At 36.8% G+C, this 12311-nt stretch carries 11 protein-coding genes and 1 pseudogene; 7 read left to right on the forward strand and 5 right to left on the reverse strand.

The genetic code is table 11. The features are described 5' to 3' along the window. Positions 1 to 2 precede the first annotated feature (2 nt). Positions 3 to 575, reverse strand: coding sequence for a TetR/AcrR family transcriptional regulator (locus tag V6260_RS00090; RefSeq protein ID WP_341591921.1), 573 nt, complete (start codon positions 573 to 575; stop codon positions 3 to 5). Positions 576 to 671: 96 nt separating this feature from the next. Here V6260_RS00090 and V6260_RS00095 point away from each other — a divergent pair, with 96 nt between their 5' ends. Next, positions 672 to 1148 carry an HPP family protein gene (locus tag V6260_RS00095; protein ID WP_341591922.1) on the forward strand — a complete coding sequence of 159 codons (477 nt, stop codon included), beginning with the start codon at positions 672 to 674 and terminating at the stop codon, positions 1146 to 1148. Between the two features lie 30 nt (positions 1149 to 1178). On the opposite strand, the gene V6260_RS00100 is transcribed toward V6260_RS00095, so the two are convergent. Further along, entirely contained in the window at positions 1179 to 1535 is a 357-nt protein-coding gene (locus V6260_RS00100; RefSeq protein ID WP_007375880.1) for a hypothetical protein, read from the reverse strand. 150 nt (positions 1536 to 1685) lie between these two features. Between V6260_RS00100 and V6260_RS00105 the strand changes: the two genes are divergently transcribed. Beyond that, entirely contained in the window at positions 1686 to 2438 is a 753-nt protein-coding gene (locus V6260_RS00105; RefSeq protein WP_341591923.1) for a Nif3-like dinuclear metal center hexameric protein, read from the forward strand. A gap of 44 nt (positions 2439 to 2482) precedes the next feature. On the opposite strand, the pseudogene V6260_RS00110 reads toward V6260_RS00105, so the two are convergent. From V6260_RS00110 to V6260_RS00120, 3 genes and pseudogenes are all read right to left on the reverse strand, one after another. Next, positions 2483 to 3291, reverse strand: a pseudogene (locus V6260_RS00110) (YdcF family protein). A 42-nt stretch (positions 3292 to 3333) separates the two neighbouring features. Further along, on the reverse strand, positions 3334 to 4221 hold the full coding sequence (locus tag V6260_RS00115) for a LysR family transcriptional regulator (protein ID WP_341591924.1): 888 nt from the start codon (positions 4219 to 4221) through the stop codon (positions 3334 to 3336). Positions 4222 to 4604: 383 nt separating this feature from the next. Beyond that, positions 4605 to 6974 carry a sensor domain-containing phosphodiesterase gene (locus V6260_RS00120; RefSeq protein WP_341592570.1) on the reverse strand — a complete coding sequence of 790 codons (2370 nt, stop codon included), beginning with the start codon at positions 6972 to 6974 and terminating at the stop codon, positions 4605 to 4607. Between the two features lie 177 nt (positions 6975 to 7151). Between V6260_RS00120 and pyrC the strand changes: the two genes are divergently transcribed. The 5 genes from pyrC (at position 7152) to V6260_RS00145 (ending at position 12304) form a co-directional block, all read left to right on the forward strand. Continuing rightward, positions 7152 to 8201 carry a dihydroorotase gene (pyrC, locus tag V6260_RS00125; protein ID WP_341591925.1) on the forward strand — a complete coding sequence of 350 codons (1050 nt, stop codon included), beginning with the start codon at positions 7152 to 7154 and terminating at the stop codon, positions 8199 to 8201. Between the two features lie 371 nt (positions 8202 to 8572). Continuing rightward, positions 8573 to 8776 carry a cold-shock protein gene (locus V6260_RS00130; RefSeq protein WP_004588138.1) on the forward strand — a complete coding sequence of 68 codons (204 nt, stop codon included), beginning with the start codon at positions 8573 to 8575 and terminating at the stop codon, positions 8774 to 8776. Between the two features lie 861 nt (positions 8777 to 9637). Next, positions 9638 to 10408 (forward strand): DUF3450 domain-containing protein, encoded by a 771-nt coding sequence (locus tag V6260_RS00135; RefSeq protein WP_341591926.1) that lies wholly within the window; start codon positions 9638 to 9640, stop codon positions 10406 to 10408. Between the two features lie 7 nt (positions 10409 to 10415). Continuing rightward, positions 10416 to 11780 (forward strand): MotA/TolQ/ExbB proton channel family protein, encoded by a 1365-nt coding sequence (locus V6260_RS00140; RefSeq protein ID WP_341591927.1) that lies wholly within the window; start codon positions 10416 to 10418, stop codon positions 11778 to 11780. Next, positions 11780 to 12304, forward strand: coding sequence for a MotA/TolQ/ExbB proton channel family protein (locus V6260_RS00145; RefSeq protein WP_002961709.1), 525 nt, complete (start codon positions 11780 to 11782; stop codon positions 12302 to 12304). The genes V6260_RS00140 and V6260_RS00145 overlap by 1 nt, the downstream gene beginning before the upstream one ends. The last annotated feature ends 7 nt before the right edge of the window (positions 12305 to 12311 follow it).

Below are 12311 nucleotides of genomic sequence, written 5' to 3' on the forward strand. Positions count from 1 at the left end.
TTTTAGCTTTGTGTTATGTGTTTTAGCAAGGTAATACTTGGCATAACGAGAAATTGGTTATGCATTACGCGTGCTTGACATATTAATCCCTCTTTAATAGTAAGTAAGGTATGTGCAATTTCTAGTGCTTTAACTTTATTATTTTTGAGTTCGGGTGTAGCAAGTAATGCAGTTAAAATGATGTCTAATATGGTTTGTTTATGTTGCATACATTGCTTTGCTATAGGGTGTTGAGCATTAGGATACTCTGCTGCAGCATTTATAAAAAAACAGCCATTGAAATTCCCAAGCTTTGGGACTTGGTTGGCAAACCATAGTTTTAACCCAGCAAATAGCGAAATAGCGACTTCAATAGCAAGTGGTTTATTACAGACCTCTTCAAACCAGCTATTAAATTGTGTATCTCTTTTGGCTAAGCACGCGCAAATTAACTCATCTTTACTGGCAAAATGATTATAAAGTGTTTTTTTTGCCACGTTAGATTCTGCTAGAATTTCATTAATGCCAACAGCATGTAAGCCTTTGGTGTAAAACAAAGTAAGTGCAGTATTTACAATATGTTCTTGTTTAGTCATTTAGTCCCCTCAAAAACAAAGGTTGACACAAGTAGACTGATTTGTCTACTCTGTGTATGTAGACAAGTCGGTCTACTTTTGATGTAAGAGATTGAAATGAACTTGAGTGATATCAAATTAGCTTGTGTTGCCGGTGTTTTTTCAGCGCTTGTGCTTGGATTTCTAGCGTGGTTAAACAATATGGGTGATTATGGGATATGGTTAATGGCACCTTTTGGTGCAACAGCAGTACTTGTATTTGGTATTCCAAATAGTCCATTAGCACAGCCAAAAAATGTGATTTTTGGTCATCTTTTAACTGCATTTGTGGGTATCGTTTTTGTAACTTATGTTGGCGATGGCAGTACATCAATTGCATTGGCCGTTGGCATTGCAATTACATTAATGATGCTCACTAAAACAGTACATCCGGCGGCGGGTGCTAATCCTATTCTGATTATCGCATCAGGGCAGAGTTGGGACTTTTTGATTATGCCTGTATTGACCGGGACAATTTTTATTGTTATTTGTGGCTTTGCTGCAAAATGGTTACTGGCTTTTTCGGTAAATAGCAGGCATAAAAAAACCGCTTAACGCGGTTTCTTTTAAAATCATAAATGTTGATTAAACAACACCGCGTGGTAAGCGACAATCATGATCTTTACGAGCTAAAATTACAATCCAAAGCTCTTCCGCTGTATAACCTTCTTCATTTTCGGTAACAACAGTGAATGGGGCTTTTTTCTGTGCTTTTACAGGCGCAGCCGCTTTGGTTTTAGTTTTTTTAGCAGGCGCTTTTGGTGTCGTTTTACCAGAGCTTAATTCTTCAGTCAGCTCTACTAAATCAGCTAGGCGTAAGTTCTTACCGCCATCGATGCTGTACCAGCCAGGTTTAGTTGTGATTTCAGGTTTTTTACCATTGGCAGCTTCGTACGCTGATTCAAAGGCAGATAACACTTCTGTTTTGTCTAGTTTGCTCATCAGAGACCCTATACGTTGTGAACACAGATAAAGAAGACGTATTTATACCTATTTTAAAACAGTTTTTCAATTTTTTGCGATTTTCCTTCCATTTTAACCCTATAAACGCCAAAATTTGTACAAAATTCAGTGCAAAGTAAGGTAAGTTATATGCAACGTAGAGAATTTAACCAACTCCTAAATGACATTTTAAAACCTCATTTAATTAAAGATTTTTGCCCAAATGGTTTACAGGTCGAAGGTAAAAACGAAATTAAAAAAATTGTGACCGGTGTAACCGCGAGTCAAGCATTAATAGATGCAGCTATTGAGCAACAAGCAGATGCTATTTTGGTTCACCATGGTTTTTTTTGGAAGGGGGAATCCCAACCTATAACGGGAATGAAAAAGCGTCGTATAGGTGCGTTATTAGCACACGATATTAATTTATTTGGCTATCACTTACCACTCGATATTCATCCAGCAGTTGGCAATAACGCGCAACTTGCAAAGTTATTGGATATTGAAATTGAAACAGGGTTAGAGCCAACTTCAAATAGCGTAGCGATGAAAGGGCGTTTGAAAACACCATTAAGTGGTGAAAATTTTGCAGATAAAATTGCAAAAGTGCTTAATCGAACCCCGCTCACAAGCTTAGTACGCTCAGCTAAAATTGAAACCATTGCACTGTGTACTGGTGGTGGGCAAGGATATATTGATTTAGCAGCAGAGCAAGGCATTGATGCTTATTTAACGGGTGAGGCATCGGAGCAAACTATTCATAGTTCTCGTGAGCAAAACATTGATTTTTTTGCCGCAGGGCATCATGCAACTGAGCGCTATGGCGTAAAAGCACTAGGTGAGTTACTTGCTCAAAAGCATGGTTTTGATGTGACATTTATAGACATAGATAACCCAGTTTAATTAGGCTATTTATTAGCTAACCTGAGCTTTGGTTGAAATAGGTTTTATTGTCTAGAGTTCAGGTTAGGGTTATATAATTTACAGGCCTCTGGATCTATCCAGCGGCGCAAACTTATCCATATATTTCCTACGACTTCGTGACTGTATTGCGTAACCACAAGTAAGGCTTGAGCATTGGGAATAAACTGTTTGTTCCACGGCAGTGCTGCAAAATTATGATAATCTGTGGCTGCAGTTATGACTTCAATACCTTGGGCATTAAATAAGTCTTTGGCACGGGGTATGTGCAGTACAGATGTTACTAGTGCAACTTTAAAGTCGACTAATTTTGCTGCCAGTAACTTAGCTTCTTCACTTGTATCCATCGCTTTAGGGTTTTGGAAAATACGACTCTTATTAACGCCTTAATTAATTGTCGTTTGATACATAAGCCCATTGTTAGTAGTATTTTGATAACCACCGCCTGAAACTATAAGCCCTACATTAGGGTAGTACTTGGCAAGTTTTACACCTTCTACTAAGCGCGTTAGTGCACAATTACCTAATTGATTATTTGAACTTAAGGCCGAATTTGGGTTTATATCGCAACCCAGTACGACTATTTTGTCCATTCTAGGGTGCTTTAGGGCATTAAATGCAAGCGACGCAGGTTCATTATTTTGGATAATTAAATTGGCGGTAAAGGGTGTGCTTAATGCAAGTAATACAATTAAGCTTAAAGTAGATAAGAAGAGAGCTGATTTGCGGCCTTTGAATGCGAGTAGGAGCATTAGGCACGCAAATAAACCAAATAGAGGTAGTGGCATAAGTAAACCACCAATCATTTTTTAATCACAAACTTAATAAGCAACATAAAAACAAGAGTATTGCTTTATGTTACTCATTAGATTGCGATTTATCGACCGTTATTTAGCTTACAAGTATTTAAGAAGTGGCGATAAACAGGGTTATCTTTCATGTCTTTTTTCATCGCTAAATACATAGGGCGAGTAAGGCCAAGGGCGCCTAAGGGAATTGATTTAATTAAGCCTTGGCTTTCATAAGGTGTAACCAGCCAATCAGGCAAAGCAGCAACGCCCATTCCAGCACTTACTAGTTGAAAAATAAGTAGTCCTTGGTCGACAGTTTTTAACGTACCGTCAAAACGAGCATTTTGAATGAAATGCTTAAATATATCCTGGCGTTCACGCGGGATAGGGTATGAAATAATAGTTTCGCTTTTTAAATCAAGCGCTGTTACATAGGCTTTTTTAGCAAGTTCATGATCCGGTGCCACAATAAGCTTCAATTTAAAATCAAATAAGTGCGCGTATTCTAATGTGTCGGGTTCGCGTATGTCAGACGTTAAAACTAAATCGAGCTCATCATTTAGTAAGTCCGGAATAGCGTCGTAACTAAATCCACGTTCATAATCAATTTTTATATCAGGCCAAAAGTTATTAAATTCTTTAATAGTAGGCAATAACCAATGGAAACATGCATGACATTCGACACTTAAACGCAGTTGAGAAATAGGCTGATTTAAGCTTTCTTTCAATCGGCATTTAGTCGCTTCCATTTTTGGCAGTATTTCGTGAGCTAACTCAAGTAATAACATTCCTTGAGGGGTAAAGCGTACAGGTTGAGTTTTTCGTTCAAATAATTGGCAATCTAATTTGCTTTCTAAGTCTTTGATTTGATGAGATAAAGCCGATTGCGTTAAAAATAACTCTCGTGCTGTATTAACCAAAGATCCAGTTTCTTTTAAGGTTGCTATGGTTTTTAAATGTTTAATACCAATCATCTTTAAAAATTCTCATGTAAAAAGTGAGTTAAACTCAGATTAACTATATACTACGCCTAAATAAAAAACGTTTCAACGTCTAGATGGCTAAATCTTGTTTGTTTATTACCATTAATCGTCCAGTTATTAAAATCATTTAATAACTAGAGTCAGAAAAAATTGATTTGTTGAGTTTTAGATGAGTTTGCTTCACGTTGTTTTTTGAGGTTTTCTAATTGCGGTATTTTTCATCTAATCATTTACGTAGTTGAGTGGGGAGGACGTCATGGAAAATAATTTTAGAGTGTGTTCTGAAAATCAGAACACGCTCATTCAAAGTATGGTTTAAGTAAACTAAAATTAGTGTCTTGATAAAAGCAAGACCAGAGTTGAACGCTGGCTTTTTACAGGGGGTTATTAATTAGCAATATTGCTTCTTTGGCAGTTACAGGCTTGGACTTTAAAAAGCCTTGGCCATAATCGCATGCGGTTGATTGTAAAATTGTTAATTGTTCTTGTGTTTCTATTCCTTCTGCAACTACAGCAAGCTTTAAAGATTGTGCAAGAGACAAAATAGCTTCGACCAATGGATTAGTTGAATCTTGTAGATGATCAATAAAGCTTTTATCGATTTTCAAAACGTGGATTGGCAATTGATGTAAATAACCAAGTGCCGAATAGCCGGTGCCAAAATCATCTAAACATAACCTGACTTTCAACGGTGATAAGCCTTCTATAATTTGTGTTGCAAGTTCTAAATTTTCTATTAAGCCGGATTCAGTGATTTCTAAGCATAAAGAGCCTAGAGGTAATTGGTACTTATTATAAATTGAATGAATTTGAGCTACGAAGTCGAGACTTGCAAAGTGGCGAGATGATACATTGACAGTGATTTTTAAAAAACGATGCCCTAATTTATGCCAGTTTGAAATATGTTGTGCGGCTAAGTCGAGAAGGTGTAAATCAAGGTTTATAATTTGCCCTGTAGTCTCGGCAATCGGTATAAAGTCATTTGGTGGAACAAATCCTTTTTTAGGATGGTGCCAGCGCACTAAGGCTTCAAATCCAACAATTTCACTTTTAGCTATTGTGAAAATAGGCTGAAAATAGAGTTCAAATTCGTTGTGCTCAATGCCGTGTTGTAAATCATTTTCAATATCTGCATGTGTTTTAAGTTTTTTACGCATTGTGTTATTAAAAAATTTAACGTGTCCACGCCCACTGGATTTGGCTTCATACATTGCAGCATCTGCTTGTTGCAATAATATATAGGCTTTATCGTTAATATTATTGCTGTATGCTATACCAATACTAGTTGATGCTTGGAGTAAATGACCATCAATATTTAATGGTTTGGAAAGAACACTTTTCATTCGTTTTAATGCTTCATTAACTTGGTTTTTATGCGTGATATTTTCCATGAAAATAGCAAATTCATCCCCACCTAAACGTGCAAATGTATCGGTGCTTCTTACTGTATTTTTTATTAGCTCACATATCTTTATTAAAAAATGGTCGCCTACTTCATGACCAAGCGAATCATTAATACTTTTAAAGCGATCGAAATCTAAATATAGGAGGGCATGGCACGTCCCTTTTTTTGATCTGGATAAACGTAATATCGCATGCTTAGCTCTTTCTATTAGTAAAGAGCGATTAGCAAGCCCAGTAAGTTCATCATGCAATGCTTTATGCTCAAGCTCTTGACGCGCTAGCTGGCGATCTATTGCCATGCTGATTTGACGACTTACATAAGTTAGAAGAGCGCCGTCATGTTCGTTGTAATGCAATGCTTTATCATAGCTTTGTACTACTATAACACCGCTTATACTATCATTTGTCTTAAATGGAACTCCTAACCAAGACTCAGATTGCCTACCAACCATTTTAAAATTACCTTCATCAATATGTTTTTGAAAGCTTTTTTTGTTAAGGAGTAGTGTTTTCTCTGTTTTCAGTAAGTAATATGAAGCGGTATCTTTTAATTGTTCTTTAGATATTTTTTGATGTGTTTTAGTTTGAATACCTTCTTCTACAATATATACAATATCAAGCACATCTATACTTTTATCATAAAGGCCAATAAAAAAATTTTCAGCCCTAAGTAAACTATTAATGATAAAGTGTAGGGATTCAAAAAATGTGTCTAAATCATTAGCTTTATAGGTTAAGTTTGCTATCTGCAATAAACTATTTTCTAGTTTATGTGCATCATTAAGTTTCTCAACCGTTTTTTGTAAACTACTGACAGTATTAACTTGATTTATTTTAGCGCTAAGTAAATGAGCTACTGTGGTAAGAATTTCAAGATGAGCATTAGTAAAGTAATTTTTTATGTGGTGTTCGCAATCTATAACGCCGAGAATGTGTTCTTTATATATAAGTGGTACACACAATTCTGATTGAGCAGGACGTTCATCAGCAATATATCGCTTATCTTTTGTTACGTCGTTAATAATAACAGCTTGGCCGGTTGTTGCCACTGCACCAGTAATACCTTCATTAAAGCTTATAACTTTACGCCCTGCTTGGTATTTATCTCGCGTATGGGCAATCCCCATTGAGGCAACTTGGTTTAAAATAGAACCTGATTCATCAGCAAGATAAATTACGCAATCAACGAAACCTAAACGATTAACAACGTGTGTTGTAACGTACTTAAATAGTTCATCAAGAGTATCAAGCTGTAATAAGCTAGATGAAAATTGATTGATAATACTCAACTGATCTGTTTTTATTTCGAGCGCTTTGGAAGCATCTGTTTGGTAAGGTATTGGCAATTTATATTATTCTTTTTATTTTTATACACGTAACTAAGTTAACCTAATATCTAATATTTGTACAAAATAAAACGATATGCAACATTAATAAAATAGATTCTTTTTAATAAAATCTTTACTCGAAAACACCATGTGCCTATGATCAGATAAATTCAGTCGTGGAACAAAGTAATGAAAAATAATACAAATTCTATAACAACTCTGACTATCACTCGTCCAGATGATTGGCATGTGCATTTACGCGATGGTGATCAACTAAAAGATACTGTGCGTGACATTAGCCGTTACATGGGGCGGGCTATTATTATGCCGAATCTTGTTCCACCGGCAACCTGTACGGATACTGCACTTTCTTACCGAGAACGTATTTTGGCTGCAAAACCGCAAGGGCAGTTTGAGCCTTTAATGGTACTTTACCTTACTGATAAGACAACACCGGATGAAATAAAAAAAGCAAAAGCAACAGGCAAAATAGTAGCCGCAAAACTGTACCCTGCCGGTGCTACTACTAATTCTGATTCAGGGGTCACATCAATAAAAAATATTTACCCTGTTTTTAAAGCAATGCAAGAAGTAGGTATGCTACTTTTAATACACGGTGAAGTTACTGATTCATCAATTGATATTTTTGACCGTGAGAAGGTTTTTTTAGAAACAATTTTAGGTGATGTTATTAGCGACTTTCCTGAACTAAAAATTGTACTTGAGCATATTACTACTAAAGACGCTGTTGAATTTGTTGAAAAAGCATCATCTAATGTAGCAGCAACAATCACAGCGCACCACTTACTTTATAACCGTAACCATATGTTAGCAGGTGGAATACGCCCGCATTTCTATTGTCTACCAATACTCAAGCGTAATATTCATCAGCAAGCTCTAATAGGGGCTGCGACAAGTGGTAATAAAAAATTCTTTATTGGAACTGATTCTGCACCACATTATAAAGATAAAAAAGAAGCAGCATGTGGTTGTGCTGGTGCTTATACCGCGCATGCCGCAATTGAACTTTATGCTGAAGCTTTTGATGAAGTCGGGGCGCTTGATAAACTAGAAGGTTTTGCGAGTCATCATGGACCAGACTTTTACAACCTCGAACGTAATACAGACACAATTACCTTAGTCAGAAAACCTTGGCAAGTACCATCAAGTTATGCATTAGGTGATTCAGAAGTTGTACCAATAAAAGCTGAGGATATGATTGACTGGCAAATAAAATAATAGTTAGTACAGCTTTTCAGCCGCAAAAATTATGTTGCGGCTTTTTATTTATTGATGACTTTGTAATAAGCATAATATATTTCTGACTTTTTACTTTTGAATTAGCCATTTAACATCATTTTAAAGAAACAAAGATTTCTTGCTAAATAATTTCTAATTAATAGAGCCAAAAAAAAATTATTGTGTTAATCTTACCTTGCTTTGAGTTTTTGCGTATTGAATTTACGGATATTGTGCTGCGTTTAAGGTTACCGGTTAGGTTATTACTTCTTCCTGTACTATACCTCCAGATTTTTGGGCATTGACTCAGGGAGGATATAGCCATAATAATATGGCTGAATTTTAATTATTGACTTACAGGAAAATTTAGTATGTCGGTTACTGGTAAAGTAAAGTTTTTCAACGAAGCTAAAGGCTTTGGTTTCATTGAACAAGAAAATGGTCCTGATGTGTTTGTACACTTCAGCGCAATCACTGGTTCTGGTTTTCGCACTCTTAGCGAAGGTCAGGCAGTGACATTCAGCATCAAACAAGGTCAAAAAGGCCCTGAAGCTGAGAACGTAGAAGTAGCATAATTAAATTATGTGAACCTTAGTTCAACGTGGTGAAGCAGGTCTCTGTTTCACCATAATCCCTCTTAATATCTAGCTATCAATCTTCCGCTCCCAAAATTACCTATAGAACTAATAGAAGTTCGTGCAACTAATTAAAATCAAAGTTAATTGTAATAGGCTTCAAAAATTACTGTAATCTCAGCTGATATTTGATATTAAAGACCCTGTTTAAGTTAAGTAAATATTAAATGAGTTTTTACAAACTATCATCTAACGGCTATATCAATCCGCAATAGTATTTAATCAATTAAATCTGATGCTAATTGGCTTGAAAATTCTGATACAGAACAACTAAATAACAGGATTCTTACCTTGTTGTTGATACTATTTCCTTACCTCAAAACAGTTCACTTAGTTAACTGAATTGGTGTTGGAGCTGATTTTTTGTGCGATAAACTGTTTGTTTTTTCAGATGAAGTGCTAAAAGCAAGGTGAAATACGTCAAAATCGTCTAAAAAACAACTTTTGTTATATTGCGTTTGCTTTTTTTTATTTTTTTTTCAGCGCGAATTCAGCTTTAGTTAAATGTTGCATTTATGTTTTTTTATGTCGGCGTTATATGAATAAATACGCCCATCGAAAGGCTTTAATTGAAGTGTCAAAGTTGATATTGGTTGCAATTATGTTAATGGGGAGGTGGGGCTACTTTAGTTTAAGCTTTAACTTAGTGATTTATTTACTGAGATTAGTAAACATCAAGTTGACAGCGCTAATTGCATTTAGCATTATTGGAAGGTTGATATCTATTAAAAGATATCAGGGTTGTTTCCTTCGGGGGATAATTAAATTATAAAAGTAACATTACTTAATTGGTTGGGAACTATGTCTGTTAAAATCAGAAAGAGTCTTGTAGCAACTGCGTTGGTTGGCGCTTTTGCATTTGCAAGCAGCAATGTGATTGCAGATCCTTTGAATGACGTGCAAAAAGCAGGTCAACAAATTCAAAAGGCTGCAGTTAAGTCTCAAACTAAAATTGACAATGTATATGGTCAAACTCAGGAGCTAATAGCTGAGTACCGTAGCGTTGTTGATGAGACTGAACTTATGAAAGTATACAACGATCATGTAGCACGTTTGGTCGCAGACCAAAATGCTTCGATTGAATCGTTTGACCGTCAAATCGCTACGATTGATAACACAAAACAAAACGTTGTGCCTTTGATGTATCGCATGATCGATACGCTTGAGCAATTCATCAAAGCGGACGTTCCATTTAATCTTGAAACTCGTTTAGGACGTGTTGAAAGACTTCGCGATATTATGGCTTCTGCGTCTGTAACGACGTCAGAGAAATTCCGCCAAGTTCTAGAAGCATATACAGTAGAAACTGCATATAGTTCAGCTGTAAACGCTTCTCAAGGTACTTTAGAAGTTGATGGTAAGAACATTAACGTTGATATCGGTCGTTTAGGCCGTATCACATACGTAGCACAGTCGTTTGACTTAAAACACGCTTGGGTTTGGGATAACAATACTAAACAGTGGAAAGAATTAGGTGAAGAATACCTAAAACCTGTTAAAGAAGTTATTCGTATGGCGCGTAAGCAAGCGACATTAGAACTTGTTAAACTACCTATCTTTGGCGCGGAGTAATTAAATAATGAAGAAACTATTTAAAGGTTTTGCTGTTGCAGCAGTACTGTCTGTTTCTGCAGGTACCGCGCTTAATGCACACGCAAATACTGGTGCTTTAGATAAAATTCTTGAGCAAGTAAAGCAAGAACGTATCTCTGAAGGTAAAATCAATAAGCAACGTGAGCAAGAGTTCTTATCAGAACGTGCTGACAAGCAGTCTTTACTTAATAAAGCTAAAAGCCAACTAGCTGCAGAAAAAGCACGTGGCGATAGCTTAGCTAAGCAATATGCACAAAATGAAAATACTTTGGCTGAAAAAGAGCAAGCTCTTCAAAACGCTCAAGGTACACTTGGTGAAATGTTTGGTGTTGTACGTCGTGCAGCTCAAGACGCTATCGGCTCTATCGAAGCTTCACTAGTAAGTGCTGAAAAACCAGGCCGTGCTGAAGTATTACGTTCATTAGCAGCTGCTAAAGAACTTCCAACAGTTCGTGAGCTTGAAGAGCTTTGGATTTCACTTCAAACAGAAATGACTGAGTCAGCTAAAGTTTCAACTTTTGAAACTGAAGTTGCTGGTCTTGACGGAAACCCGTCAATGAAAAAAGTAACACGTATCGGTAACTTCAATTTAGTTACAGATGATGGTTACTTAATTTATTCGCCAGAAACTAAGTCTATTCAACCTCTAGGTAAACAACCAGATGGTTATATTTTAGACGGTATCACAGCTCTTGAAAATACATCATCAGATAATTACGCTGGTGTTTATATTGATCCGACTCGTGGTGCTATCTTGCGTATTAACACTCAAAAAGCGACCCTTATGGAATACTTCCACCAAGGTGGCATTGTTGGTTATATCATCACAGCCTTACTTGGCTTAGGTATGCTAATTACTCTAATTCGTTTTGTAGACCTTACACTTACTACTGGTAAGATTAAGAGCCAGCTTAAAAATGTTGCTACACCGAATACAAATAACCCACTGGGTCGTATTCTTAAAGTGTACCATGATAACAAGAACCAAGATGTTGAAAATCTTGAACTTAAACTTGATGAAGCGATTCTACGTGAAACGCCACGTATTGAAGCTGGTATCAATATCATTAAGATTCTTGCTGCAATCGCACCGTTACTTGGTCTTTTAGGTACAGTAATCGGTATGATCTTAACGTTCCAAACAATCACATTGTTCGGTACGGGTGATCCGAAGATCATGGCAGGTAACATCTCTCTAGCACTTGTAACTACAGCGCTAGGTCTAATTGCTGCATTACCACTAATTCTACTTCATGCTCTTGTAGCTGGTCGTAGTAAGTCGGTATTACACATCCTTGATGAGCAAAGCGCGGGTATCGTTGCTACTCACGCGGAGAAGGAGAAAGCCTAATGCTAGTCCTGATGGAGATATGGGAATCTATCAGGGATTTTGTTGGCACAGGCGGCCAGGTTTTATACGTGGTCGCGATAGCACTCTTTCTGATGTGGGTTTTAATGATTGAGCGCTATTGGTTCCTACTTGCAGAGTTTCCTCGCACAGCGAAAGAAATTGTAGCAAAGTGGGATGCCCGCCAAGACACTACGTCTTGGTACGCACACAGAATCCGTGAAGCATGGATTTCTGAAGCGTCTGAAAAATTAGATCAGCGTATGTTGTTGATTAAGACATTAGTAGCTGTTTGTCCTTTAATCGGCTTACTTGGTACTGTTACAGGTATGATTTCAGTGTTTGAAACCATGGCTAACCAGGGCACAGGTAACGCACGATTAATGGCATCAGGTATTTCAATGGCAACAATCCCGACTATGGCTGGAATGGTTGCGGCACTATCTGGAGTATTTTTTAGCTCTCGTCTTGAGACAAAAGCTAAAATGGTGAAAGCCAAACTTATTGATAGTATGCCTCATCACTAGAGAGAGA

Origin of the sequence: Pseudoalteromonas aliena, from assembly GCF_038155085.1 — a bacterium.
Classification (GTDB): domain Bacteria; phylum Pseudomonadota; class Gammaproteobacteria; order Enterobacterales; family Alteromonadaceae; genus Pseudoalteromonas; species Pseudoalteromonas aliena_A.